Here is a 25,352-nt window from a genome sequence, read left to right as displayed (position 1 = left end):
AATTATTGCTTTTTCGGTTCCGGAAGAGCGCATACTGTCGGATTTCATAAAGTGGCTCGCGCAACAATCAAAACCATCGCTCAAAAAGCTGACCTTTCCGTCGGCACCGTCTCCAGAGCTTTGAAGGATTGCTCCTCAGTTAAGGACAAGACCAAGGAACGCGTACGCCAAATCGCCGAGGAAATCGGCTACGTCCGCAACCTCGATGGCCTGCGCCTGCGCACAGGCCGCACCTACTCTGTCGCCGTTGTCATGACTACACCAACCACTGGCAGTCATGAGTGGGAGGGCGTTGAATACACCAATATTCTCAATGGCATAATGGGCGCCCTACGCGGCACCTTGTATCGCGCTGCGATCTATCCGGTCGATGATTTTGACAGCAGCTTTCAGGAAATTCGGAACATCGTCGAGCAGCGTCTGGCCGATGGCATCATCATCTCAGGCACCCGCCCCGATGACACCCGCATCAGCTATATGCTGGAAAAAGACTTTCCATTCGTCACCTACGGCATGAGCGAGCACTTCACTCCTTACTCCTATGTGGACGCACACTCCCAGCAAATGTCCTATGAGGCCACCGCCCGCCTCCTCCGCCTCGGCCACTCCAACATCGTCACTATCAACCCGCCAGACGAGCTGATGTACTCAAAACAGCGCCAGCGCGGTTACCTGCGAGCGCTGGAAGATGCGGGGATAAAAACAACAGCAGATTTCATCGCCACCGGACCGCTTACACCGGAGTTCGGCAAAGCGACTGTTAAAGCATTGTATAATCACAACAATAAGCCAACAGCCTATATTTGCGCCAACGAAGCGAGCGCACTCGGCGTGCTGTCCGCCTTTCACGAACTGGGCATAGAGTTCGGCAAGGATGCGATCGTCAACGCCACCGACGACATCAACGTCAGTGCATATTTCACCCCACCGATCACGACATATTACCTGCCCATTGAAGAAACCAGCAAGGCTCTCGGCGAGTTCATCATTCGCCGCATAGAGGGAGAGCCGGCACAAGACCTCCAAAGAATGGTCATGCCACAACTGATCGAACGGCAGGACGACCGCCTGAAACCTTAGGCTTCAGGCACACGCGGCCCAGCGCTCTGGCTAGGCCAAGCAAAATTATGAGGAGAGCATAATATGTTACGTGAATTTATTGCCGCGACAGTATTTGGAACCATGATGATCGCAGGCGCACAGGCCGCAGATCTGGGAGGACATGTCCTCAAAGTCGGCTCAGACACCACCTACCCGCCAATGGAAACCGTTGATGAGAAAACCGGCGAAATCGTTGGGTTTGACGTAGATATCATGGACGCCATCTGCGCGAAAATTAATTGTAAGGCAGAGTTTGTAACCACTGCATGGGATGGCATTTTTGCGGCGCTGGTTCAGGGCGAATTCGACGTGGTCATGTCCGGTGTTTCCATCACGGACGAGCGCAAGAAAACCATGGACTTCTCTGATCCATACCTCGTTGTCAGTCAGGCAATCCTGCTGCGCGTCGAAGATGAAGGCACCTCACTGGACGCCTTCCAGAACGGCAGCAAAACACTCGCAGCCCAAACCGGCACCACCAACGCCCAACTGGCTGAAAAACTCGTTACACGCGACAACACCCGCCTCTACGATACCTTCGCAGCCGCCATTCTGGCCCTGCAAAACGCTGACGTAGACGGCGTCATCATCGACGGAACCTCCGCTCACGCTTACGAGCAGGAATTTGCCGGCGAACTGACTGCCGCAATCAAAGGCCTGGAATCCGACCCACTCGGCATCGTGTTCCAGAAAGGCTCTCCAATGGTTGACGCCTTCAACGAAGGCCTCGAGCAAATCAAAGCAGACGGTACATGGGATGCCCTCGTCGCCAAGTACTGGGGCGTTGAGAACTAATCTCTTCAGGCACCTCGCCTAAACCTCCGGGGCGGGCCTGTTCCCTGCGAGCAGCCCGCTCTCCCAATGTATCGAAGCGATCCACGAAACACATCAACCCATTGATGTGAGTGGAGGATTCCCGTGAATGTCTTAAGAACTCTGCGGCCCAGCAATGTCATCCTCATTGCTGCAATGCCCTTCATCATCTACCTGTTTGTCTCGACCAACAATTACAAGCGCTCAATCTACGCCATTGTCGGCATCGGAGAGAACGCCAGCACGCTGTTCGCAAGCTTCCTCTGCGCACTCGCCGTCTTCTGCGCAGGCTTCTGGCTGGCCTACTCTCTGTTGAAAAATACAGAGAAAAGCAAAGCCAGCCAACTCAGCCAGAATGCAGCTCTGATAATCTACTTTACACTTCAGGCACTAATCGCCACCAACACCGTAGACCTGTCCATCTTCGCAGACTCCATCATCGCCAACAGCGTTGATCCTTACACATCCGACCTCATTCAAAAAGCCGTCAGACCACGTCAGCTCACCCCTGAAGCCCAGGTACTGGTGCTCAGCATTTTCTCCAAAGCAACCTTCGCCTACCTGATTGCCTCACTTGGCCTGCTACTGATTCATTTTCTCAGCAAGTCAAAGCAAGCCCTTGTTTCTTTAAGTAGATACGGACTGACCCTATTGCTCCTAGCCAATGCACTTGGAGCGTTCTACATCCTGTTCGTAGCCCATGCCGGATTTGCAGCTGGCCTGATGGTGACACTACGAGCAGCATTCTTCGCCTACTTCACCTCCATGATCCTTGGACTGATCTGGGCTGGCCTGCAAAGCCTGGAGAAGAAGAAACACACCAACCTCTTCTACGCCATCGCAGCGCTGATCTTCTTCGGCCTCTGCACCTTCTTCGCTATGCAACCGCAGCAGTCCTACAGTCTGATCGGCTCTCTGGAAGGCCGCGTCGCCATCATCAAGGGCACACCACAACCAGTCACCGACCAGATCCGTTTCGGAGAGTATGACGGCGCTAACCACACCAGCATCGACATCCGAAGCGTGAAGGATCCGAGCCACGCATTGATCACCGTTGAAAAGAACAAACGTGTATCAGCAGCCTTCATACCGACTGAGGCCGTTCCAGCCGATGCAAACCTCCTCTGGCAAACGTCGTTTCTGCCGGATGAAAGCAAGTACCCGGCCATCACATTTGGCGTGCTCGGCTTCTTCACCATGCTGCTCGTGATCTGCTCGATCTACCGTGCCGAACACCCACTTGCCATCGCCGCAGAGTTCTTCATCGACACCGTTCGCGGCATCCCCATGCTGGTGATCATCCTTTACGTTGGCTTGCCCCTCAGTGGTGCCATCAAGAGTGCATCGGATGGAGCAATCAACCTTTCCAACATGACCCGCGGTATCGTCGCCATTTCCATCGGCTATTCCGCCTACATGGCAGAGATCTTCCGCGCTGGCATTCTCGCAGTCCCTAAAGGGCAGATCGAAGCAGCCAGAAGCCTTGGCTTAAGCCGTTGGCAAGTCGCACGTTTTGTAGTGCTGCCTCAGGCCCTGTCTATCGTCATACCTCCACTGGGCAACGAGTTCATCGCCATGCTCAAGGACACATCCTTGCTGTCCATTCTCTCTGTTCGTGACGTTACACAGCGCATGAGAGAGTTTCAGGCGAGCAGCTTCTTACCCTTCGCCCCGTTCAACTCCGCTGCAATTCTTTATGTGGTTCTCACACTGGGCGCAGCCAGCATAATCAAATCAATCGAGAGACGTTATGAGCGCAAATCACACGAATAAACTGGAGCGCCTCCAGCAGCTGGCAAACTCCATTAGCCTCCCCAAAGATATGGTGCTTGGTGCAGCAACCGCTTCTTACCAGATTGAAGGCGCCGTCAACGAAGGTGGCCGTGGTCCAACCGTTTGGGATCATTTCACCCACATCCCCGGCAACATCGCGGATGGCACCAACGGCGACATCGCCTGCGATCATTACCACCGGTTGGAAGAAGACGTCGCCCTGATGAAAGAGCTCGGCCTCACCGCCTACCGCTTCTCCATCTGCTGGTCACGCATCCTGCCGAACGGCAGAGGCCCACTCAACGAAGAAGGCCTTGCCTTCTATGAACGCCTGACTGACCTACTGCTGGAAGCAGGCATCACCCCCTACGCAACGCTGTATCACTGGGATCTACCACTCCCCTTACAAGAAGAAGGCAACGGCTGGCTGCGCAGAGGTCTCGTGGACGATTACGTCCACTATGCCGACATCACAACAAAGCGACTGGGCACAAAGATCAAACACTGGACCACCTTCAACGAGCTCTTCACCTTCACCTGGTGGGGCTACGGCCTGAAGGAGGATGCACCCGGCCTCGGCGGAGGCGCAAAGGCAGCACTGGCCGCAAGCCACCACGCCCTCCTCGCCCATGGCAAAGCGGTACCTGTCATCCGCAAGAACGTCCCAGACGCACAAATCGGCATCGTCCTGGACCTGAACCCGGTCACACCAGCCAGCAGTGCCCCGGCAGACATTGACGCTGCACGGCGCTTCGAAGGCTGCCAGAACCGCTGGTATCTGGATGCCGTCTTTAAAGGCCAATATCCCGCTGATATGCTGGAGACTTACAAAGACGTCCTACCAGCCATAGAACCCGGAGATCTCGACAAGATCGCGCGGCCACTGGATTACCTCGGCATCAACATCTACCGCAGATCTATCATTGAGGATGGAACGGAGTTCGCACCCGTCAACTTCAAACGGTATTTACCAGAGGGCCAATACACCCAGATGGGTTGGGAAGTGCATCCGCAGTGCCTCTATGACATCCTCCAGTACGTCAACACCAACTATGCGCCGAAGCAACTCTACATCACGGAGAACGGCGCAGCATTTCCAGATACGGTAGAGGCAGATGGCAGCATTCAGGATTGGGACCGCAGCACCTATGTGCTCACCCATCTGGAACAAGCTGCCAGAGCTATTGAAGATGGCATCCCACTCAAAGGCTATTTCTGCTGGACCCTCATGGACAATTTCGAGTGGGCCGAAGGCTACCTGCCACGCTTTGGCCTGATCCACGTGGACTTCGAAACTCAAAAGCGCACCATAAAACAGAGCGGCAAGCTTTACGCCATGGTCGCAAACCAGCGCAAGGCACACCGCAGGAAAGCTGAGGCCTAGAACATCCGGTCTTTGAGCGAAAACCATGTGTAACTGAGAGCAAGAAGATGGCGCCGCATAGATCCAAACGGAAACTGTGTCGGCGCCGCTTTCAGGAACGCTGGATACGCTAGTTTGGTCGTCTCACCCAACATCTCATGGGCAATCAACCGTCCGGCATAAGTCGCCATAGCCACCCCGTTTCCGTGATACCCAAAGGCTGCATATAGCCTGGATGTATTGGGCACAGCCCCAACAAACGGCACCAGATTGTTTGTAAGACACGCCAGCCCTGACCAGAAGTCAGGCGTCTCCACCTTCGCCCATTCCGGGAACATTCGCTCAAAGTCTTGCCGCGCCGCTTGTCTCATCCGCTCTCGCGCCTGAGGCGCCGCGCTCACACTACCGCGCATGCCAAACATCATCCGATTGTCCGGTAGCAGGCGGAAGTAGTGCAGCAATGTCCGCGTGTCATACGCCATCTGATTGGAGAACCAGCCCTGACGCTTGAGTTCGTCCTCAGAAAGCGGGCGTGTCATCAGGATATTGGATTGCACCGGAAGATACTTGCTGGCCAGCCACTCCGGCATATTTTCAGAAGAATATCCGTTAGTGGCCAGCAACACCTTCTGCGCACGCAAGTGCCCCTTGCGCGCCTTCAAAACATATTGCCCATCATCAGCAGGCACGATGCCAAGCACCTCTGTTTGCTCGTAAAACCGTGCACCTTGAGCCTTCACCGCAGCAGCAAGACCTCGCGCATACTTGTAAGGGTGCAAGGCAAACCCAACGGGAATGGTCAGGCCAGCGGAGAGCCCGGACGCGTTCATGCCGAGTTCTGTCAACTCATCCTTGTCATGGAAATGACAGCTGAGCCCGTAGCGTTTTTGAATGTCAGCAGCCGTATCTTTCAGTTGATCAACACGCCGCGGTTTATGCGCCAAGAGCGTTTCGCCATTAGAGGCCACATCTGCATCGATCTCGAACTGATCCAGCAGCTCCGCAACAAGATCAATGGCTGTTCGCTCCGCATAAAAATACCGCCGTGCCTCAACCTCGCCATAGCGTCGGATCAGCTCGTCATCCTCCGCAATGGTACCACCCAGACAGCAAAACCCGCCATTGCGACCAGAAGCTCCCCAGCCAATATGCCGGGCATCCAGCACAGCAACATCAACGCCCTGCTGAGCAAGCTTCAAACCGGCGGACAGTCCTGTGTAGCCACCACCAACAATCGCAACTTCACAGGAGCGCTCCTCCTGCAAGGGCTCACCCAAAACGTCTGGCTCGAACGCACGATGCCAGAAGTTCTGTGCCACCGGTTGCTGACCATAAGCATCAGCCTGAAATATGCGCTGCAAACTCAATCGAGTCTGTGCCTCCTCAAAAGCTACTTGATGCCTTGAGCAGTAACATCAGCAGCCGTCATATCCAACGCACGATGCGCCTTTTCAATCAGCTCATCCACCTCACTGCGTGTGATGACTAGCGGCGGCGAGATGATCATGCTGTCGCCAACATGGCGCATCACCAACCCGCTCTCAAAGCAGTGATCACGGCAGATGGTGCCAACAGTTCCTCTTTCAGCTTCAAAAGAAGCACGCTGTGCTTTATCCGGTGAAAGCTCCAGAGCACCGACCAGACCGCAAATCCGCGCCTCTCCAACCAGAGGATGCTCTCCTAGCAACTTCCACTTCTCTGCCAGATACGGCCCTGTATCACTCGCTACTCGTTCAGGCAGGCGCTCATTCTCAATGATCTCAAGGTTCGCCAGTGCCGCCGCACATGCAGCTGGGTGAGCTGAGTATGTAAAGCCGTGATAAAACTCGCCGCCATGCTCAATAAAGCCCTTGGCAACCTTCTCACTCACAACAACAGCGCCAATCGGCAAATAGCCGGAGGATAGTCCCTTGGCGATCGGCATCAGGTCTGGTTTGAAGTTGAATGTCTGCGATCCAAACCAGTTACCAGTCCGCCCAAACCCGCAAATCACCTCATCCGCAATCAGCAGGATATTGCGCTCCCGACAAATGCGTTGGATCTCCGGCCAGTATGTCTCTGGCGGAATAACGACACCGCCCGCGCCCTGAATAGGCTCACCAATGAACGCGGCTACGTTGTCCTCGCCAAGGCGCTCTATCTCCGCTTCAAGCTCACGCGCCCGCATCAAACCAAACTCGGCGGGATCCATATCTCCGCCTTCGCCATACCAATAAGGCTGGTTAATGTGGGTGATATCAGGAATAGGCAGCCCGCCCTGCGCATGCATCGCACTCATGCCGCCCAGACTGGCGCCTGCCATAGTGGACCCATGATAAGCGTTATGGCGGGAGATGATGGTCTTTTTGGTCGGCTTGCCTTCACTCGCCCAGTAGTGCCGTACCATGCGCACCACGGTGTCATTTGCTTCTGACCCGGAGCCCGCAAAGAAAACATGATCCAGATGGTCCGGTGCCAGTTGGGCGATCTTCTCTGCAAGCGCGATAGCTGGCGGGTGTGAAGTCTGGAAAAACGTATTGTAGTACGGCAGCTGCTGCATCTGCCGATGAACCGCCTCGATGATCTCAGTACGGCCATACCCCACATTCACGCACCAGAGCCCGGCCATACCATCAAGGATTTTGTGTCCCTCAGAATCCCAGAGATAAACCCCCTCAGCCCGCGTAATCACGCGTGTGCCCTTGGCATTAAGGGATTTGGTGTCCGTAAACGGATGCAGATGGTGAGCCGCATCCTTTTCCTGAAGAACATGGGTAGGCGGAAGATTAGCGATATAGTCCATGGGGGTCTTTCCTTCCGAGAACGTACCTGCCCTGCAATCCGGGCAAGAGAAGCAAACTCCCCATTATTTTGTGATCACAAATGAGCGTGAGTCAATCTCTATGTCTCAACCCTGACCACCATCGCCGTCTTGCTAATCAGCTCTCGCACCGTACAAACACTGCGAGAAGCAACAGATCATCAGGCTTTATCAGAAAGGCCGAGGGATTCTCGGATGAACCCCATCCCTTGCGCAATGTCCTCTTCCAAAGCAGCTTGCAGTGCTTTCTGATCTAGTGCTTTCAGCGCCTCCAAAGCCTGTTTGTGCTGGTCTTCCAGATTCGCGGTGCCAGACCGGCCGTAGACAAGACGCATGAAAGGACCGAACTGAACCCATAGGTTTTTGACGAGCTTGATAAGAACTTCGGATCGACTTTTTGAGTACAGATAAAAATGAAACTCGTAGTTTCCGCGCATGTAGCCTTCAACATCGCCTGTCTCCAGAGCAAGATCTATCTGATCATCAATGTCTTGCAGCGCCTTTATATCATCATCACCCAAATGGAGCAGAGCCTTGGATGCCAGCTCCACTTCCAACAACCGGCGAGCAGACCAGATTTCATCAACGATCTCTTGGGAAACATCAGGAATGGAAACGCGTCTATTGCCGTGTAATTCCAGCGCATTTTCTGCAATCAGGCGCCGCACAGCCTCGCGCACCGGCATGGCGCTCACCCCCAGCTCATCCGCCAGACCACGCAGGGTCACAGCCTTGCCAGGAAGAAAGCCGCCAAACAAAATTCGCTCTCGCAACTGCCGGTAAACCTGCTCATGCACCGGTATGCCCGCATCAGCTGCAACGGCACTTTGTAAAGTCATCTTACTCATGAAAGAACTATAGAAGCCCGCGAACCAGCTGCAAAGATAATTTGATCACAAACTATTGCCTAGCTGAGAATTCTGTGGTCATCTTTCAAAACAGGCACACAAAAAAGAACAACGGAGACTGCCGGATCCAGACAGGCCAGCACCAATGCTGCGCAGCAATTTGAGGGGGAAGATGAAATGAGCTCAAACTTCAAGTCCAGACTGACGGGAACTGTGGCAACCGCAATGATGGTTGCACTCGCAGCCAGCGCAGCACAGGCAGAGGGCACCGTCAATGTCTATAACTGGTCAGACTATATCGACGAAAGCGTCTTGAAGGATTTCGAGGCTGAAACCGGCATCAAGGTCAATTACGACGTCTTTGATTCAAACGAGGTCCTGGAAACCAAACTGCTCGCAGGCACCACTGGTTATGACATCGTTGTTCCAACCGGCAGCTTCCTGTCCCGCCAGATTCAGGCAGGCGTCTTCCAGAAGCTGGACAAAAATGCCCTTCCCAATCTGAAGAACATGTGGTCCGTCGTCTCCGACAGAACTTCCATCTATGACCCGGGTAACGACTATTCCATCAATTACATGTGGGGCACCACCGGCATCGGCTACAATGTTGAAGCCGCCGCTAAGCGTCTGGATGGCAAGCCGGTCGACAGCTGGGAAATCATCTTCAACCCGGACATCCTTGCCAAGTTTCAGGACTGCGGCATCCATATGCTGGACGCGCCAACAGAGCTCATCCCGGCAGCTCTCAACCACCTTGGCCTGAACCCGGACAGCCATGACAAAGCGGATATCGAGAAAGCAGCTGAGCTGCTCAAAACCATCCGTCCATACGTTCAGAAGTTCCACAGCTCCGAGTACATCAACGCCCTTGCCAACGGCGACATCTGCCTTGCAATCGGCTGGTCCGGCGATGTGTTTCAGGCGCGCGACCGAGCCGCTGAGGCGGATAACGGCGTGACCGTCAATTACATCATCCCGAAGGAAGGCGCCTTGATGTGGTTTGACCAGATGGCAATCCCGACGGACGCTGCCAACTCCAAGGAAGCGCATATGTTCCTGGATTACATCATGCGCCCGGATGTCATCGCCAAGGCCTCCAACTACGTAGTCTACGCCAACGGCAACAAAGCCTCCCATGAGTATCTGGATCAGGAAGTGCTGGAAGATACAGCAGTGTATCCTGATGAAGCGACCATGGAAAACCTATACGTCACAACCCCTTACCCGCCAAAAATTCAGCGTGTTGTGACCCGTGCCTGGACTGCTGTGAAATCCGGTCAGTAACTCTTGGCTGCTGCGGGCAATCTTCATTGCCCGCGCACCTCCCATGTTTCCTCGGAAGCGCAATGAAAACAGAGAGTGGAGCGGGCCACTATGGAAACTCTGGTCAACACGCAACCAGTCTGCAAATTCGCACCTTGGGAAGATCCCACCCAGGAACCCTTGGTACGTTTTGAAAATGTCACGAAGAAATTCGGTGACTTCACTGCCATCGAGGATCTGACGCTCAACATTTACGAGCGCGAGTTCTTTGCCCTTCTTGGCCCGTCCGGCTGCGGCAAAACCACCATGATGCGCATGTTGGCTGGCTTTGAATATCCAACCGCAGGCAACATCATGCTCGGCCAGAGCAATCTGCAAAAAGCCCCGCCGCACAAGCGGCCCGTCAACATGATGTTCCAGTCCTACGCCCTCTTCCCGCACATGACGGTGGAACAGAACATCGGCTTCGGGCTGAAGCAGGAAAAGACACCCAAGCCTGAAATCAGACGACGTGTAGAAGAAATGTTGTCGCTGGTGCAGCTGGAGCCCTTTGCCAAACGCAAGCCACACCAACTCTCGGGCGGCCAGAAGCAGCGCGTCGCCCTTGCCCGTTCTCTTGCTAAAAAACCCAAACTCCTCTTGCTGGATGAACCTCTCGGCGCGCTGGATCGCAAGCTGCGCGAGCAGACCCAGTTTGAGCTGATGAACATTCAGGAGCAACTCGGCCTCACCTTCGTCATCGTCACGCATGATCAGGAAGAAGCTATGACAGTGGCCAGTCGCATCGCCGTGATGGACCACGGCAAGATCGTACAGGTCGCCACACCCGCTGAAATCTACGAGTACCCGAACTCCCGCTACTCCGCAGACTTCCTTGGCGATGTAAATATCATCGAAGGCCGCATCGACGTCACCACGGGCGAAACAGCCGGCCTCCACTGGGCGGAAGGCGAGACGCCACTAGCCGTCTCAACCAAACTCCGCCCACAAGCAGGCACCACAGCATGGCTCGCTGTACGCCCGGAAAAGCTACGTATCTCCAAGGACAAGCCGGAGAACACAGACAACTGCGTGAAAGGCGAAGTCTGGGATATCGGCTACACCGGCAACATCTCCACTTACCACGTCAAAGCTTCCAACGGCACGATCTTGAAAGCGCAGGTGTCCAACCGCGAACACCTCGCCGACCGCCCAATCACATGGGAAGACACAGTCTACGTCTACTGGGAAAAAGGCGCTGGCGTCTTTCTGGAAACGTGAGGTGACCCATGGCCGTTGCAGACATCACCTCACCCACGGAAGAAACGCAGGATACCACCAATCTGGACACAGGCTGGGGCCGCAGACTGCTTATTGCTGTCCCATACATCTGGCTCCTGATCTTCTTCCTCGCACCATTCGTGATCGTTCTCAAGATTTCCCTGTCAGATGTCATCCTCGCACGTCCGCCCTACTTTCCAACCTTCGACTTTGCTGAAGGCTGGCAAGGCTTCTGGGCCATGCTGCAGGCGTTTGATCTGGAGAACTATGTCTGGCTGACGGAAGACTCGCTCTATCTCAACTCGTATCTCAGCAGTCTCAAGATCGCCTCGGTCTCGACCTTGCTCACACTCCTGATTGGCTACCCGATTGCTTATTCCATGGCCAAAGCCCCCAAGGAGTGGCGGGCAACTCTGTTGATGTTGGTGATCCTGCCTTTCTGGACCAGCTTCCTCATCCGCGTTTACGCATGGATCGGCATTCTGAAAAAAGAAGGCTTCCTCAATTACTTCTTACTCTGGACAGGCATCATTGATGAGCCGCTGACGATCCTGAACACAGACACCGCCATCTACATCGGCATCGTCTATTCCTATCTGCCTTTTATGGTGCTTCCGCTCTATGCCGTGCTGGAAAAGCTGGATGGATCACTGCTGGAAGCAGCAACGGATCTTGGCTGTTCTCCCATGAAAGCCTTCTGGGTGATCACGCTTCCGCTTTCCCTGCCCGGCGTTTGGGCGGGCTGCTTCCTCGTCTTCATTCCTGCGGTCGGTGAGTTTGTCATACCGGACATTCTGGGCGGCTCCAGCACCATCATGATCGGCAAAACGCTTTGGGTGGAATTCTTCTCCAACAGAGACTGGCCAGTAGCCTCAGCGGTGGCAATCCTGTTGCTGCTCATGTTGATCCTGCCCATCATCCTGTTCCAGAAACAGCAAGAGAAACAAGCGGAGGCCAGCCAATGACCCGCTTCAACTGGTTCAACACCACAACGCTCACACTTGGCTTTGCCTTCCTGTATCTGCCGATCATCCTGCTGATGATCTACTCTTTCAATGAATCCAGACTGGTCACCGTTTGGGCAGGTTTCTCCACCAAATGGTACCAGTCCGTCTTCTTCAATGAGAGTTTCATCAACGCTGCCTGGGTGACATTGCGCGTCGGTTTCATCTCCGCAAGCATCGCCACCGTACTCGGCACCATGGCCGCACTCGTGCTTAACCGAGCTGGACCGTTCCACGGCAAAACCCTCTTCACGGGCATGATCTATGCGCCCATGGTCATGCCTGAGGTCATCACTGGCCTGTCGCTGCTCCTACTCTTCGTCTCTCTGGACTTCACCCGCGGCTTCTGGACAGTCACGCTCGCCCACATCACTTTTTCCATGTGCTACGCTGCCGTTGTCGTCTCTGCCCGTCTGGTAACGTTTGAACGAAGCCTTGAAGAAGCCGCGCTGGATCTGGGCTGCACCCGCTTTTCAGCCTTTATGCAGGTGACACTACCCATCATCTTTCCAGCCATTCTGGCCGCATGGCTGTTGGCCTTCACACTATCGCTGGATGATCTGGTCATTGCCTCCTTCGCCTCCGGCCCCGGTGCCACAACATTGCCCATGAAAATCTATTCTCAGGTGCGCATTGGCGTTTCACCTGAAATCAATGCCCTGTCTTCCATCCTCATCGCTGTCGTTGCCGTCGGCGTGGTCACCGCCTCGCTGGTCACAAAACAGGCACAGGTCAAGCGCATGAAGGAAGAACGGCTGGCCATAAGCTCAACCTGATCGAGGAACGAAACGTGTCTGATGTAAAACACCCATCCTCGCTAGATGAATACTCGCATGGAGATCTGGCCTACACCCGCTCCACGCTCTACGGCACCATAGCGGAATCCAGCTATGCCGGTGCGCTCAGCTTCATGCGCCGCAAGTTCACCAAAGACCTGACCGGCGCTGATGTCGCCGTTCTGGGCATTCCGTTCGACACCTCGGTCAGCAACAGACCGGGTTGCCGATTTGGCCCACGCGCCATCAGGCAAGCCTCCTCCATTCTGGCGTGGGATCATGCATGGGGCTGGTCTTTCGACCCGTTCGACCGCCTTGCTGTTGTCGATTACGGCGACTTTATCTTCGACCCCGGCTACCCCATGAGTGTACCGGAGGAGCTGGAGCGTCAGGCTGCCAAAGTTCTGCAAGCAGATGTCGCTACGCTCATGTTGGGTGGAGACCACTTCAGCACCTACCCCATGCTCAAGGCACATGCCCAAAAGCACGGGCCCTTGTCCCTCATCCAGTTTGATGCCCACAGCGATACATGGACGGACAACTCCACCCGCATCGACCACGGCACCATGTTCTACAGAGCAGTGAAAGACGGCTTGATCAACCCGGAAACATCGATACAGGTTGGTATCAGAACCAACAATGAAGACACGCAGGGCCTCACCACAATTACGGCGGACTGGGTGCGTAATAACGGGGCGCAGGCCACCATTGATCGCATGCTTGAAGTCATCAGCCAAACCGCCTGCTACATCAGTTTCGACATCGACTGCCTCGACCCAGCCTTCGCCCCGGGCACAGGCACACCAGTCGTTGGCGGCATGAACACCGGGGAAACTCGCGAGATCCTGCGCGGCCTTGCCGGAATAAACCTGAAAGGCATGGACCTTGTGGAAGTGGCCCCTGCCTACGACCATGCTGAAATCACGGCCCTTGCCGGAGCCACATTAGCGCTGGACTTGCTATGCATCTACGCCAGCCAAACCACCAGATAAAACAACAGACCAGATCACGACCAGAAGAGTTCGCATGCCTACCCTGACCGCTGTAAAGCCGCAATTGGATCAGTTTCGCCTAGAAGCCGATGCCTTCCTGAAACAACACCCGGATCTGGAAAAGATCGAGATCCTCTACGCAGGTTTCTGCGGCCCGCTCAGAGGCAAATGGCTACCCGCTGAAATGCTGCAAAAGCTGACAGAAGGCGGCGTTCGACTGCCTCTTTCAACAGTCGCATTGGACATATGGGGCGTCGATGTTCCGGCAACTGGCCTCGCCATTGAACGCGGCGATCCAGACGGTGTATGCATTCCCGTTCCCGGAACTTTGAAGCTCGTGCCATGGGCTAAAGTGCCGACCGCACAGGTGCTAGTGACACTCTTTGAGATTGATGACCAAAAGCCAACCCCGCTGGACCCCCGCTATGTGCTGGAAATCGTGGAGAAGAAGTTCCAGAACAAGGGCCTGACACCCGTTGTCGCCACGGAGCTGGAGTTCTACTTCATCGATATAGAGCCCGGCCCAACCGGCCTGACACTGCCGCCTTGCATTCCCGGTACCAATCAACGCCTAGAAGCTTCGCAGATTTATGATCTGGACATCATGGCCCAGTTTGAACCTCTCCTCATGGAGATCAATCAGGCCTGCAAGATTCAGGATATCCCGGCAGACACCACCATTTCTGAGTTCGGCCACGGCCAGTTCGAGATCAACCTCTTGCACGTGCCAAGCGCAGTAGAAGCAGCAGATCATTGTCTGATGTTCAAACGCGTTGTTCGTCACATCGCACGCAAACACGGCATGGATGTCACGTTCATGTCCAAGCCATACGGCGAGGAAACCGGCAGCGGTTTCCACGTTCATACCAGCCTGCTGGATGCGCAAGGCACTAACATCTTTAGCAGCACAGCGGAAGAAGCCAATCCCGCACTCCGCAATGCCATCGGCGGCCTGCTGGACACCATGCTGGACATGCAAATTCTGTTTGCCCCACACGCCAATTCCTATCGCCGCCTGCAACCCGGCTCCTACGCCCCCATCACGTGCTGCTGGGGCTACGATCACCGCGCTGCTGCCATTCGCGTGCCCGCAACCCAAGGCAAAGGCGCACGGCTGGAACACCGCGTGGCTGGCGCAGATGCAAACCCGTATCTGGTTGTTGCAGCCATTTTGGAAGGCATTCATCTTGGCCTTGAGAATCAAAGCAACCCCGGCATGCCCATCACACTGGAAGCAGACCTGACACAGTATGACCACCTCACCGGAAACTGGGAGGTCGCCATCCAGACATGGCTGCAAAGCAAAGCCGCCGAGCAGATGAGTACAGAAGAGTTCCACCGCATGTATGGCACCAGCAGAACAGCGGAATACGAGGTGTTCGCAACAACGATCACAGGGTTTGAGTGTCAGACCTACGCCAGGAAGGTCTGACACATCATTGGAGGCGTGGTCCCTGTGTTGGAAGCTAAAGTATAGCCGGGGACCAGCCTCAAATCGCAGAGCCTAACTCGGCTCCTTGATGTTCCGCTCCATCAGCTTTTGATAGGCGCGTGGAGACACCCGGTTCAGCCACCATGCCAGACTGGCGACACGTCCAACAGGCTTCATGCGGGTCTTGCGTTCATAGGCTTTGTAGATGATCTCTGCCGCCCGCTCCGCGCTCATGTAGTCAACGCCATCCGTTGAAGACCCCGGACGCACCAGCCCGTTCTCCTGCTTCTCAGCCCGGCCCACATTGGTTGCCACAAACGAAGGCGCAGCAATCAGCGTATGCACTCCGTAAGATTTTTCCTCTGATCGCAATGAGCCGAAGAACCCTTCCAACGCATGCTTGCTGGCCGCATAAGCTGTTCGTTTAATGAGCGGCGAAAACCCCGCTACAGACGAGATCGCCAGATGACACCCTTTGGAAGCACGCACTGCCTTTAAAAACGCCCGCGCCGTATGCACGGCTCCAAAGTAGTTCACATCCAGCACCTTGCGATGCGCGCTCAAATCCATATCTGCAAACAGTCCGATATGCGTAATGCCTGCATTGTAAACCACCAGATCGATGCTTGGACGCTCCGCAAGAACCTGTTCGGCCACCTGCTCAACCGCCCCGCCATCGGTCAGATCACACGCATAGATGCTCTGCTTCTCATGGCTGCCAAGAGCCTCCAGACCCGGCCCCGGCAAATCCAGCAGAACCGTATGCCAGTTCTCCCGCTGCAACCGGGCCGCAAGCGCCTGCCCCAGTCCACCGGCACCACCCGTAATAATCGCTGTCTTCATCAAAGCCCCACAGATACGCGCCAGTGTTCAAACACCTCAGCACTTGTCTTCTCCGGCGTATAACCGAACTCGGACTTCAGCCGATCATTGGCCAGCACTGGGCGGTATTGCAAAAACCGAACCTGCTCCGGCCCATAGCGTGACAACTGCAACGGCTTTGCTACACCCAGAACAAGCTTGAGCAACCAGGACGGCAACTTCAAAACCGGCTTTCTCAGCACCTCACCAAGCTGCTGCAGAGACAACGCGCCATCCCCGGCAACGTTGTAAATCCCGGCTGGCGCTTCAGTTGCTGCACGCAGCAGGATGCGGGCAAGATCCTGCGTCCAGATAAACACGAAGGCACTGTCTGATCCGGCAATGCCAAGCAGCCGAGGCTTATGGAAGAGTGAGGTGATCTGATTGTCCATGCCAGTTCCGAGCACTGTCCCAACCCGCAGCACCACTTGTTCCAGCTCAGGCGCTTCATCTCGTGCTTTGGCAAGTGCCTTTTCCACCAGACGCTTGTGATAGGAATACGCAAACTCCTTGTTTCCGCGAATGCCGTCCTCTTCGCGCAATGGAACCGGATTGTCAGCATGATAGCCATAAGCAGCGCCGGAAGAGGTCACCACCAGCCGCTTCACGCCAGACCGAGTTGCCCCATCAATCACGGCCTGCGTGCCTTCCACATCAACCAGATACTCAATCTCCCGCGTGGAGGTGGCGGATGGCGTCACAATGGAGGCCAGATGCACAATCACATCTGGTCGCTCCTCCTCAATCACCGTGCCAACCCTGTCCGTGGTCACATCTAGCATCCGATATCGGGCTGTTTCAGGCAGATCAGCAGGCTCACGGATATCTGTCGCAACAACCTCCAGATCCGTCTGCGCCAGCTCCTTCAAGAATGCCTGCCCAACACCACCTGCAGCGCCTGTTATCAGCAGTTTGGTCATAGCGTTGCCTCCGCCGGAACTTTCACCGCCTTGCGCGCCATGAAGCTGGCCAGCGCCAGACCGCTGATCGCATGCCAGATCCCCCAGGCGGCGGCCACAACAGACATACCGCCCAGCCCACCAAAGAAACTGAAGATCAGCACCAGCCCGAGACCAGAGTTCTGAATGCCCGTCTCAATGGTGATCGCCCGCCGGTCATAAGCCGACACACCCGCAACCGTCGCCAGCGTATAGCCCGCAGCCAGTGCCAGTCCGTTATGGAAAATCACCAAAGCCGCTACAGCCCCAACATAAGCCAGAAAGAAGTTCCAGTTTGCCACCAGCGCGATGAAGATGAAGCCGATGAAGATCCCCATGGATGCCAACCGCAATGGCTGGCGGATTTTCGCAGCAAGGCGTGGCTTCACCCGGTTAAGCAGGATGCCAAGAAACAGTGGCAGCACCAGCATAAAGCAAACCGTAATTGCAACAGAAAGCTTGTCGATATGTGTCTCCTGCAGGATTGCCCGCGTCGGCCCATAAAGACTGCCCCAGAACGCAATATTAAACGGCGTCGCGACGATCGCCCCCACTGTTGCAAAGGCCGTCATAGAAACAGAAAGCGCCGCATTGCCGCCCGCCCGGTGCGTAATGAAGTTGGAGATATTGCCACCCGGGCACGCCGCCACCAGAATAAGCCCCAGCGCGATGGAGGGCCTTGGCTGCACCAACAACACCAGCAAAAACGTCAGGCTCGGCAACACCAGAAACTGCGAGCACAGGCCAATCACCACAGGTTTGGGCGCCAACGTCAAACGCTTGAAGTCTGCAGGGCAAAGATCAATCGCGATGGAGAACATTACAATCGCCAGAATGCCATTGAGCAGCGTCAAAGAGCCGGAATTGAAGTTGAGAACAACGAGGTCAATGTCACTCATGCCATCTCCCTCTTCAGCGCCTGCGTTCGTTTGTTGAGCGCGGAGCGATAGCTCTGTTTGTCCACGTAGTAGGCCATACGTGCCAGTTTCAGGTAGTTCATCCCTCCGGTTTCACGCGCAAACCCCTTGGCCTTCTCCGCTTTGATCGCTTCTGCTGCAGCGCTGCCATCCTTAAGCCCGCGCAGGTATCGCGCAACCAGCTCCGCCTGATCATGCCGCCCCTGCCAGCCTAGACCGGTCGCTTCAATCATGCCCATCACAAACAGATCATTCCGTTCAGGATGCATACAGTTCAGGAACAGATGCGGCGCATCGCCCTGCCAGTTCAAAAGCTCTTTATCGATGAAAGGGTAATGCAGCTTGTAACCAGTGGCCGCAACAATCAGGTCATACTCTGCTTCTTCACCATCACGGAACCGCACCGTGTTTCCATCCAGCTCCTTGATATCAGCGCGAATGCCAATATCACCGTGACCGGCATGATAAAGAATAAGTGAGTTCACCACCGGATGGCTCTCATAAAGCGCGTAGTCTGGCTTTGGGAAACCATAGGCCTGCGGATCACCCACAAACCATTTCAGCAGCGTCTGATCCACACGCCGCTTCAGCCACAACGGCAGCTTCACCGCACCACCCATAGTGTCTGCCGGTTTACCGAAAACATACTTGGGAACAAAGTAGTAGCCACGCCGCATGGAGATATCGCAGTGAATGCCATGATGGATCGCATCAACGGCAATATCGCAGCCTGAGTTGCCCGCCCCAACAATCAGCACCCGCTTGCCCGCAAACTGCTGCGCACTCTTGTATTTGCAGGAATGGATCAGATCTCCAGCAAACTCGCCCTCAAACGCTGGCATGTTCGGTTCTGACAGCGTCCCATTCGCAATCAGCACCCCGGCAAACTCAGCTGAATGATCTCCGTCTTGATCTTTCCAGCTGACGGTCCACCCCTCACCGTCACCACCCAGCGGCGTCACACGGGTCACTTCCGCCCCAAAGTGATAGCGCCGCTTCAAATCAAACTGTTCAGCAAAATCCTGAAAGTAGGTTTTCAGCTCACGATGACCAGGATATTCGGCGATATGATCGCCCATCGGAAAGTCCGTAAACTCGGTCATCTTCTTCGATGAAATCAGATGCGCAGACTCGTACATGGTCGATTTGGGACCATCAATATCCCAAAGCCCACCCACATCACTGTGCAGCTCAAAACCCTGAAAATCTATTCCCTGTTCAATAAGTGTCTTCGCCGTGGCGAGCCCCATCGGCCCTGCCCCAATTAAGGCATAGCTCTCCTTTGAAATATTCACTGTTCGTCCCCCCTCAGAACTACAATTAGATTGAACAGTCGTACAAAATAAGGCAAGCTCTTTTTATGATTAAGAAGATTTCGCAGGAAAAACAAAGACAAAGAGCGCCCTCAAAAAGCTCTTTGGAGACGCGCCAGAAGATTCTCGACGCGGCTGAACACCTGTTTGCCTTTCGCAGTTATGATGCGGCGTCCATCAGAGATATCGCTCAAAGAGCGGACGTGAAGCTGGGCCTCGTGAACCACCACTTCGGCACCAAAGAAGACCTGTTTTTCAAAACAGTCGAGCGCCGCGCTGAAGAGCTGGCCCGCCTTCGTCTGGATGCACTGGACCTGCTGAAAGCATCCGGAGAAACGATCACCCTCAAGGGTATTCTGGAGGCCTTTTTCTACCCTTATCTGGACAAAGCCGAAAACAGCGGCCCCGGCTGGCTTGCCTATGCCCGGCTGGTGGCCATGGTCTCAGCTGAAGAACGCTGGAGTACGATCTCCAGAGCCTGCTTTGATCCCACTGCAAAAGTGTTTCTCACAGAGATCGCAAAGCTCTACCCAGAAACAGACCTGAGAAAAGCCTCCGCAACCTTTGTCTTTTCCATCTCCTCCCAAATCGCCCTGTGCACCTCCGCTTGGCGTGTGGATGCGATGGCCGGCAAAGATCACACTTCAGGTATCGCTGAGCTGAAGACTTTGCTGGTGGACTTCGCCACGGCTGGCATCCATAACGCGCTGTCACAACAGGCACTCAATATATCTGCAAATGCATAGATAAAACGTTATAGTTTAATTATTTTAAGCTTGAACATATATGTATTTGTATGTACCCTCCATCTATTCTTAGGGCTTAAGCAATAGGTTACAGAGCGCATTTCATACAAAAAGACGTGTTAAGAGCGATTTTGCAAACTGACAAACCAACTCAGATTCATCAGGAAAAATCAGCGTTAGACTGAGCTCATCAGAGCATTTGGATCCAGCATTGACGAGAGCCCGCAGACAATTGCGCCAAACGGACGGAACACTGGCGCAATCTGGGAGGGATCTATGAAATTCAATTCTTTAAAACGTGCATTTGCATCTGTTGTAATGGGTGCAGCACTTCCATCCATGTTGTTTGCCGGCTCCGCGCAGGCAGAAGAAATTCTCAAAGCAGTTTCAGCATTTCCAAAACCGCTTGCCTTCACTCAGTCCTTTCTGGGCTATGTGGATCTGGTCAACGAACGCGGCAAAGGCGTTGTGCAAATCCAGCATATCGGCGGCCCGGAAGTCTTCCCTTCCAATCAGCAGGTGGCAGCGGTTGAACGCGGCATCGTAGATATTCACTACGGCCCGGCCGGATACCACCTTGGCTCCATGCCGGAAGCTGACGCCTGGCTTGGCTCCACCATCACCGCCGCTGAAGGACGCAAAAACGGCGGCTTTGCGCTGATGGAAAAAGCCTTCAAAGATCGTCTCGGCGTCAAGCTGATGGCCCACATCGACTCTGGCATTAAGTTTCACATCTACACCATCGGTGAACCGCAAAAACGCGCAGATGGTAGTGTGGACCTGACAGGCAAACGCCTGCGCACCTCACCCGTTTACAAAAGCTTCTTTGAAGCACTGGACGCCATTCCCGTCTCAGCCCCTGTGCCAGACATCTACACCGGCCTGGAGCGCAACGTGTTTGACGGTGCAGGCTGGCCAATCGTCGCCATTCAGGACCTTTCATGGGACAAGTTCCTGAAATACCGCGTTGATCCGGGTTTCTTGCAAACAGACCTCTCCATCGTCATGAGCCCCGCCAAATGGGACAGCCTGAGCCCGGAAGCTCAGAAGATCCTGCAGGATGCAGCCATTGAGTACGAGCAGAAGTCCTACGATCAGTTCCAGACCATCATCGCTGCCACAGACACCAAGGTGCAGGAAGATGGCATGACTATTGTTCGCCTGGAAGGCAAAGCTGCCGATGACTATCTGGACAAAGCCTATGATGCTGTCTGGAACCGTATGAAAGCCAGCAACTCTCCGCTCTATGATGAGCTGAAGAAAGCCTATTACCAGCGTTAAACATGGAAGGGGCTTCAGCCCCTTTCTCCTTGCAGAGAGAACCCATGTCTCTTCCCAAAATCTACTCCGGTCTCATCACCGGCCTTGCGGTGATCGGCGCCCTTTCCTTCGTGTTCATGACCTTTGCCATCGTGATCAACGTGATCCTGCGCAACACCGGGCAACAGCCCATACAGGCGACCACCGCCCTGATCGAATACTCCCTGCTGTTCGCCACTATGGCCGGAGCACCGTGGCTGGTCCGTCAGGGCGGGCACATCGCAATCACCTCATTCACCAGTTTCCTGCCTCCGGCCATGAAAACAGCACTCGGTCGAGCCGTATTGCTGGCCTCCGCTAGCATTCTTGCCGTACTCAGCTGGCGGGCGACCTTGCTGACAGCGCAGATGTGGGAACGCGGCACTTATGACATCAGATCAATCGCCATTCCTTCGTGGATTCTTTACGCCTTCCTCGCAGCGGGCTTCGGATTAATGGCACTTGAGTTCTTCAGGCTGCTGCTTCGCGGAGATATCTACTCCGGCGAAAGCGCACAGCACTAATACCAAAGAAAAGGACCACACCTATGGACTGGCACCTTTCTTTGGTCGCAATGTTCACCACCATCCTGGCTTTGATGGCCATCGGCATGCCCGTTGCTGTCGCCTTCCTGACAATCAACCTACTAGGAACGCTCTACTTTATGGGTGGCCTGAGCGGCATTGATCAGCTCATCGCAAACTCCACTACCTCCATCACCAACTTCTCGCTGGTACCCGTACCTTTGTTTCTGGTGATGGGAGAGCTGCTGTTTCACACCGGCCTTGCCATGCGTGTGTTTGATGCGCTCGACAAATGTTTCGGCGGTATCAAAGGCCGCCTTTCCTACATGACTGTGGTTGGCGGAACAGTCTTCGCAACACTTTCCGGCTCCTCCATGGCCAACACCGCCATGCTTGGGTCAACCTTGATGCCAGATATGGTCAAGCGTGGATACAAACCGCATATGATCATGGGCCCAATCGTTGCCACCGGCGGCCTTGCTATGATCATCCCCCCCTCATCCCTTGCCGTTCTGCTGGGGTCCATCGGACGCATAGATGTAGGTGCACTGCTGATTGCGGGCATGATCCCCGGCCTTTTGCTGGCGCTCATGTTCATCCTCGTCATCCGCACCCAGATCTCACTGGACCCAGCTTCAGCCCCGGGCCACCCGGATGTAAAAGCCTCTGTGCCGGAAATGATCAAAGCCGTCACCTTCGACGTGCTGCCCATGGGATTGGTCATCTTTGCAGTAGTGGGTCTGATCCTGCTGGGTTGGGCAACACCGTCAGAATCTGCTGCATTCGGTGTGCTGGCCGTGGCCTTCCTCGCAGCACTCTACAAAAAGCTGACGATTGAAGCGATCACCAAATCTCTCCGCGGTGCACTGATCGTTTCAACGCTTATGCTGACGATCATCATCGGCTCCACCACCTTCTCGCAGATCCTGGCATTTTCCGGAGCCTCTTCGGGCCTGATCATGTGGTCATCTGGCTTTGATCTCAACGCCTACACCATGTTGGCCATCCTGTTCCTGACCCTCGTATTCCTCGGCATGTTCATGGACCAGCTTTCCATCATGATGCTGACCCTGCCGGTCTTCATGCCACTGGTCAGCCTCTACGGGTTTGATCAAGTCTGGTTCGGCGTGGTCATGCTGTTGGCGCTGGAGCTGAGCCTCGCAACACCGCCATTCGGTCTGCTGTTGTTTGTGATGGTGGGCGTCAGCCCAAAAGGAACAACCATCGGCAACGTAGCGTGGGCCGCCTTGCCTTACATTCTCTGTACACTCGCCCTGATTGTCGTGCTTGCTATTTTCCCTGAGCTGGCAACGTGGTTACCTCAAATCACGCGATAAAACGGGCTCAACTGGCCTTGAAGCGGATCACCTGCTTCAGGGCTTTTTCTCTTCATTAGGTCTCGCCTTGTCAAACTCTGGCAAGCGACGCTCCAGAAAGGCATTGATCCCTTCCTGCGCTTCATCACCACCAAGTGCCTCCGCCATGGTGTCCCGCTCCAGATCCATCTGAGCTTCAAAACTGTTGCTGTCAGACGCAGCAACCAACCGCTTGATCGAAGCCTGAGCCCCAGCCGGACCTTGCATAAGACGATCTGCCAGCCAGCTCGCCTCAACCAACGCAGGTTTATCACTGAGCACATTGACAACACCCAGCTGATGAAGCCGTTCAGCTGAAACCGGTTGCCCTAACAGACACATTTCAGTGAGCAGATGCCGGGGGATCAGGCGAGAAAGCGAGGCCGTTGCCCCACCATCCGGCACCAGTCCTACCTTCACATAGGCCAGCGTAAACTCCGCCTGCCGATCCGCCACCACGAAGTCACAAGCCAAAGCCAGAGACACACCAGCCCCCGCTGCTCCACCATCGACCGCCGCAATGACCGGCTTCGCACAGTTCCTTACCTTCCGCACTAGATTATGGAGCTTTTCAATATTATTTTCTCGCTCAGAAATCGTCATCTCGCGGCGCTTGACCAGCGTGTTCAGGTCGCCACCAGCACAGAAGTAACCGCCTTCCCCCATCAGGATGACAGAACGGATCTCGGGCTCCTCATTGGCCAGATCCAGCGCCTGCGAAAGCCCCTCATAATACTCCGGCGAAAGCGCATTGCGGCGGGAGGAGTTGCAGTTCATGACGATGAGGCGATCAGATTTCCGCTCAACGCTGACAAGAGAGGCCCGCTTCATCCTGAGATCTCCTGCGCAGCTTCCACCTGCATAACACCAACAAAGCGCTCCAGGTGGTAATCCACATCACCCAGCTGATGGTCGATCATCATCAGGCGTTTCGCATAGTGGCCCAGAGCGTACTCCTCAGTCATCCCGATCCCGCCATGTAGCTGAATGGTTTCTTCGCAAACCAACTGCGCGACCCGGCCAATCAGGTTCTTCGCTGCACTCACATGCTTATCCCGTAAGGACGGCTCAGCAGACAGATGGCCAGCCACATTGATCAATGCAGAGCGGGCCTGCTCAATCTCAATAAGGACAGTTGACATCCGGTGCTGAAGCGCCTGAAACTTGCCCAGCGCACGGCCAAACTGCGTTCGCACCTGCAAGTACTCAACCGTCAGATCCTTCGCCGCTTCCATCGCCCCAACAGCCTCAGCACACAGCGCAACCACCCCAGCTGCACGCGCAGCTTCCAGAGCAGGCAAAACAGCCTGCGAAGCCCCCAGACGCGCGTAAGCTGGAACCTCCACATTCACCAGCGCAACGTCACTGGCGTGATAACCGTCCAGATTGGGATAGGAGTACCGCTCCACACCCGCAGCATCAGCATCCACCACAAACAACAGCAAACCTTCATCACCACGCGCACTCACAATCAGCTTGTCCGCACTCGGCCCGCCAATCACCACGCTCTTGGTGCCATTCAGCCGATAGCCATAATCAATCCGCTCAGCCTTGGTCTCCACCACATCCAGATCATAGCGCGACTGAGGTTCTTCCAGTGCGGACACGATCTTCAGATCACCAGCGATCACCTCCCCAATCATCGCCTTCTGCGCATCAGAACCAAGCGTGCTGAGCAAGTGACCTGCTATAACACCAAACGCCATCAACGGCTCCACACAGGCAACGCGGCCCAGCTCCTCAAACACAACGGCTATGTCAAAGCCGCCGCCGCCAAAGCCGCCGTCTGCTTCCGCAAACAGTGCACCGATCACTCCAAGCTCAGCAAAATCACTCCAGACCTTCTCCGAGCAGCCTTGCCCATGAGAAACGGAAGTAGAGCGCTGCTCACTGCCATAATTATCAGAGAGATAGCGATGCAAAGTCTCCTGAAGCATCCGCCGTTCTTCGCTATGATTGAAATCCATGGAACGC

23 protein-coding genes are annotated in these 25,352 nt (G+C 55.0%); 14 read left to right on the top strand and 9 right to left on the bottom strand.

Annotation, left to right across the window (positions count from 1 at the left end):
- Positions 1 to 51: 51 nt before the first annotated feature.
- From PJE062_RS00585 to PJE062_RS00570, 4 genes are all read left to right on the top strand, one after another.
- Complete coding sequence (locus tag PJE062_RS00585; RefSeq protein ID WP_008546635.1) at positions 52 to 1,080, top strand: LacI family transcriptional regulator; 1,029 nt, start codon at positions 52 to 54, stop codon at positions 1,078 to 1,080.
- A 63-nt stretch (positions 1,081 to 1,143) separates the two neighbouring features.
- Complete coding sequence (locus tag PJE062_RS00580) at positions 1,144 to 1,896, top strand: basic amino acid ABC transporter substrate-binding protein (protein ID WP_008546348.1); 753 nt, start codon at positions 1,144 to 1,146, stop codon at positions 1,894 to 1,896.
- Between the two features lie 123 nt (positions 1,897 to 2,019).
- Positions 2,020 to 3,687 carry an amino acid ABC transporter permease gene (locus PJE062_RS00575; protein ID WP_008546632.1) on the top strand — a complete coding sequence of 556 codons (1,668 nt, stop codon included), beginning with the start codon at positions 2,020 to 2,022 and terminating at the stop codon, positions 3,685 to 3,687.
- Positions 3,665 to 5,071: a GH1 family beta-glucosidase gene (locus tag PJE062_RS00570; protein WP_008547221.1), complete on the top strand. Its 1,407-nt coding sequence runs from the start codon at positions 3,665 to 3,667 to the stop codon at positions 5,069 to 5,071. Before PJE062_RS00575 ends, PJE062_RS00570 begins: the two co-directional genes overlap by 23 nt.
- Here the strand turns inward: PJE062_RS00570 and PJE062_RS00565 are convergent.
- The 3 genes from PJE062_RS00565 to PJE062_RS00555 form a co-directional block, all read right to left on the bottom strand.
- Positions 5,068 to 6,417: an FAD-binding oxidoreductase gene (locus PJE062_RS00565; protein ID WP_008546688.1), complete on the bottom strand. Its 1,350-nt coding sequence runs from the start codon at positions 6,415 to 6,417 to the stop codon at positions 5,068 to 5,070. The two genes, PJE062_RS00570 and PJE062_RS00565, sit on opposite strands and share 4 nt — an antisense overlap.
- A gap of 23 nt (positions 6,418 to 6,440) precedes the next feature.
- On the bottom strand, positions 6,441 to 7,832 hold the full coding sequence (locus PJE062_RS00560) for an aspartate aminotransferase family protein (protein WP_008546522.1): 1,392 nt from the start codon (positions 7,830 to 7,832) through the stop codon (positions 6,441 to 6,443).
- A 179-nt stretch (positions 7,833 to 8,011) separates the two neighbouring features.
- Positions 8,012 to 8,689 (bottom strand): GntR family transcriptional regulator, encoded by a 678-nt coding sequence (locus tag PJE062_RS00555; protein ID WP_008547024.1) that lies wholly within the window; start codon positions 8,687 to 8,689, stop codon positions 8,012 to 8,014.
- Positions 8,690 to 8,875: 186 nt separating this feature from the next.
- Between PJE062_RS00555 and PJE062_RS00550 the strand changes: the two genes are divergently transcribed.
- From PJE062_RS00550 to PJE062_RS00525, 6 genes are all read left to right on the top strand, one after another.
- Entirely contained in the window at positions 8,876 to 9,982 is a 1,107-nt protein-coding gene (locus tag PJE062_RS00550; protein WP_008546431.1) for a polyamine ABC transporter substrate-binding protein, read from the top strand.
- A 90-nt stretch (positions 9,983 to 10,072) separates the two neighbouring features.
- Entirely contained in the window at positions 10,073 to 11,221 is a 1,149-nt protein-coding gene (locus PJE062_RS00545; protein WP_008546967.1) for an ABC transporter ATP-binding protein, read from the top strand.
- Between the two features lie 8 nt (positions 11,222 to 11,229).
- Positions 11,230 to 12,186, top strand: a complete 957-nt coding sequence (locus PJE062_RS00540; RefSeq protein ID WP_008546908.1) for an ABC transporter permease subunit — start codon at positions 11,230 to 11,232, stop codon at positions 12,184 to 12,186.
- Complete coding sequence (locus PJE062_RS00535) at positions 12,183 to 13,001, top strand: ABC transporter permease (protein ID WP_008546957.1); 819 nt, start codon at positions 12,183 to 12,185, stop codon at positions 12,999 to 13,001. Before PJE062_RS00540 ends, PJE062_RS00535 begins: the two co-directional genes overlap by 4 nt.
- 14 nt (positions 13,002 to 13,015) lie before the next feature.
- Positions 13,016 to 13,993: an agmatinase gene (gene speB / locus PJE062_RS00530; protein WP_008546778.1), complete on the top strand. Its 978-nt coding sequence runs from the start codon at positions 13,016 to 13,018 to the stop codon at positions 13,991 to 13,993.
- 34 nt (positions 13,994 to 14,027) lie between these two features.
- Positions 14,028 to 15,425, top strand: coding sequence for a glutamine synthetase family protein (locus PJE062_RS00525; protein WP_008546907.1), 1,398 nt, complete (start codon positions 14,028 to 14,030; stop codon positions 15,423 to 15,425).
- Positions 15,426 to 15,497: 72 nt separating this feature from the next.
- On the opposite strand, the gene PJE062_RS00520 is transcribed toward PJE062_RS00525, so the two are convergent.
- The 4 genes from PJE062_RS00520 to PJE062_RS00505 are packed head-to-tail and all read right to left on the bottom strand — an operon-like array spanning position 15,498 to position 19,436.
- Positions 15,498 to 16,268, bottom strand: a complete 771-nt coding sequence (locus PJE062_RS00520) for an SDR family oxidoreductase (protein ID WP_008546949.1) — start codon at positions 16,266 to 16,268, stop codon at positions 15,498 to 15,500.
- The gene (locus PJE062_RS00515) at positions 16,268 to 17,206 is read right to left on the bottom strand and encodes an SDR family oxidoreductase (RefSeq protein ID WP_008546547.1); all 939 of its coding nucleotides are present in this window, start codon (positions 17,204 to 17,206) and stop codon (positions 16,268 to 16,270) included. Before PJE062_RS00515 ends, PJE062_RS00520 begins: the two co-directional genes overlap by 1 nt.
- A complete protein-coding gene (locus tag PJE062_RS00510) occupies positions 17,203 to 18,123 on the bottom strand; it encodes a bile acid:sodium symporter family protein (RefSeq protein WP_008546980.1) in 921 nt (306 codons plus the stop codon). The genes PJE062_RS00515 and PJE062_RS00510 overlap by 4 nt, the downstream gene beginning before the upstream one ends.
- Positions 18,120 to 19,436 (bottom strand): NAD(P)/FAD-dependent oxidoreductase, encoded by a 1,317-nt coding sequence (locus PJE062_RS00505; RefSeq protein ID WP_008547318.1) that lies wholly within the window; start codon positions 19,434 to 19,436, stop codon positions 18,120 to 18,122. The genes PJE062_RS00510 and PJE062_RS00505 overlap by 4 nt, the downstream gene beginning before the upstream one ends.
- Before the next feature lie 65 nt (positions 19,437 to 19,501).
- On the opposite strand from PJE062_RS00505, the gene PJE062_RS00500 reads away from it, so the two are divergent.
- The 4 genes from PJE062_RS00500 (at position 19,502) to PJE062_RS00485 (ending at position 23,360) form a co-directional block, all read left to right on the top strand.
- Positions 19,502 to 20,200, top strand: a complete 699-nt coding sequence (locus PJE062_RS00500) for a TetR/AcrR family transcriptional regulator (protein WP_008547044.1) — start codon at positions 19,502 to 19,504, stop codon at positions 20,198 to 20,200.
- A 276-nt stretch (positions 20,201 to 20,476) separates the two neighbouring features.
- On the top strand, positions 20,477 to 21,481 hold the full coding sequence (gene dctP / locus PJE062_RS00495) for a TRAP transporter substrate-binding protein DctP (RefSeq protein ID WP_008546824.1): 1,005 nt from the start codon (positions 20,477 to 20,479) through the stop codon (positions 21,479 to 21,481).
- Between the two features lie 44 nt (positions 21,482 to 21,525).
- Positions 21,526 to 22,023: a TRAP transporter small permease gene (locus tag PJE062_RS00490; RefSeq protein ID WP_008547060.1), complete on the top strand. Its 498-nt coding sequence runs from the start codon at positions 21,526 to 21,528 to the stop codon at positions 22,021 to 22,023.
- Positions 22,024 to 22,046: 23 nt separating this feature from the next.
- Positions 22,047 to 23,360, top strand: a complete 1,314-nt coding sequence (locus tag PJE062_RS00485; protein ID WP_008547157.1) for a TRAP transporter large permease — start codon at positions 22,047 to 22,049, stop codon at positions 23,358 to 23,360.
- A gap of 36 nt (positions 23,361 to 23,396) precedes the next feature.
- Here PJE062_RS00485 and PJE062_RS00480 read toward each other — a convergent pair whose 3' ends face one another.
- Together PJE062_RS00480 and PJE062_RS00475 are read right to left on the bottom strand one after the other, a co-directional pair.
- A complete protein-coding gene (locus tag PJE062_RS00480; RefSeq protein ID WP_008546965.1) occupies positions 23,397 to 24,209 on the bottom strand; it encodes an oxepin-CoA hydrolase, alternative type in 813 nt (270 codons plus the stop codon).
- The gene (locus PJE062_RS00475) at positions 24,206 to 25,345 is read right to left on the bottom strand and encodes an acyl-CoA dehydrogenase family protein (protein WP_008546648.1); all 1,140 of its coding nucleotides are present in this window, start codon (positions 25,343 to 25,345) and stop codon (positions 24,206 to 24,208) included. The genes PJE062_RS00480 and PJE062_RS00475 overlap by 4 nt, the downstream gene beginning before the upstream one ends.
- Between the last annotated feature and the right edge of the window lie 7 nt (positions 25,346 to 25,352).

Origin of the sequence: Pseudovibrio sp. JE062 (assembly GCF_000156235.1) — a bacterium.
GTDB lineage: Bacteria > Pseudomonadota > Alphaproteobacteria > Rhizobiales > Stappiaceae > Pseudovibrio.
The sequence above is the reverse complement of the archived record's forward strand: the minus strand, read 5'-3'. Positions and strand labels throughout refer to the sequence as shown.

Coding starts and splice junctions, on each gene's coding strand:
- PJE062_RS00580 (WP_008546348.1), top strand. CDS start 1,144: ATGTTACGTGAATTTATTGCCGCGACAGTATTTGGAACCATGATGATC.
- PJE062_RS00570 (WP_008547221.1), top strand. CDS start 3,665: ATGAGCGCAAATCACACGAATAAACTGGAGCGCCTCCAGCAGCTGGCA.
- PJE062_RS00560 (WP_008546522.1), bottom strand. CDS start 7,832: ATGGACTATATCGCTAATCTTCCGCCTACCCATGTTCTTCAGGAAAAG.
- PJE062_RS00555 (WP_008547024.1), bottom strand. CDS start 8,689: ATGACTTTACAAAGTGCCGTTGCAGCTGATGCGGGCATACCGGTGCAT.
- PJE062_RS00550 (WP_008546431.1), top strand. CDS start 8,876: ATGAGCTCAAACTTCAAGTCCAGACTGACGGGAACTGTGGCAACCGCA.
- PJE062_RS00545 (WP_008546967.1), top strand. CDS start 10,073: ATGGAAACTCTGGTCAACACGCAACCAGTCTGCAAATTCGCACCTTGG.
- PJE062_RS00540 (WP_008546908.1), top strand. CDS start 11,230: ATGGCCGTTGCAGACATCACCTCACCCACGGAAGAAACGCAGGATACC.
- PJE062_RS00535 (WP_008546957.1), top strand. CDS start 12,183: ATGACCCGCTTCAACTGGTTCAACACCACAACGCTCACACTTGGCTTT.
- PJE062_RS00525 (WP_008546907.1), top strand. CDS start 14,028: ATGCCTACCCTGACCGCTGTAAAGCCGCAATTGGATCAGTTTCGCCTA.
- PJE062_RS00520 (WP_008546949.1), bottom strand. CDS start 16,268: ATGAAGACAGCGATTATTACGGGTGGTGCCGGTGGACTGGGGCAGGCG.
- PJE062_RS00515 (WP_008546547.1), bottom strand. CDS start 17,206: ATGACCAAACTGCTGATAACAGGCGCTGCAGGTGGTGTTGGGCAGGCA.
- PJE062_RS00510 (WP_008546980.1), bottom strand. CDS start 18,123: ATGAGTGACATTGACCTCGTTGTTCTCAACTTCAATTCCGGCTCTTTG.
- PJE062_RS00500 (WP_008547044.1), top strand. CDS start 19,502: ATGATTAAGAAGATTTCGCAGGAAAAACAAAGACAAAGAGCGCCCTCA.
- dctP (WP_008546824.1), top strand. CDS start 20,477: ATGAAATTCAATTCTTTAAAACGTGCATTTGCATCTGTTGTAATGGGT.
- PJE062_RS00490 (WP_008547060.1), top strand. CDS start 21,526: ATGTCTCTTCCCAAAATCTACTCCGGTCTCATCACCGGCCTTGCGGTG.
- PJE062_RS00485 (WP_008547157.1), top strand. CDS start 22,047: ATGGACTGGCACCTTTCTTTGGTCGCAATGTTCACCACCATCCTGGCT.
- PJE062_RS00480 (WP_008546965.1), bottom strand. CDS start 24,209: ATGAAGCGGGCCTCTCTTGTCAGCGTTGAGCGGAAATCTGATCGCCTC.
- PJE062_RS00475 (WP_008546648.1), bottom strand. CDS start 25,345: ATGGATTTCAATCATAGCGAAGAACGGCGGATGCTTCAGGAGACTTTG.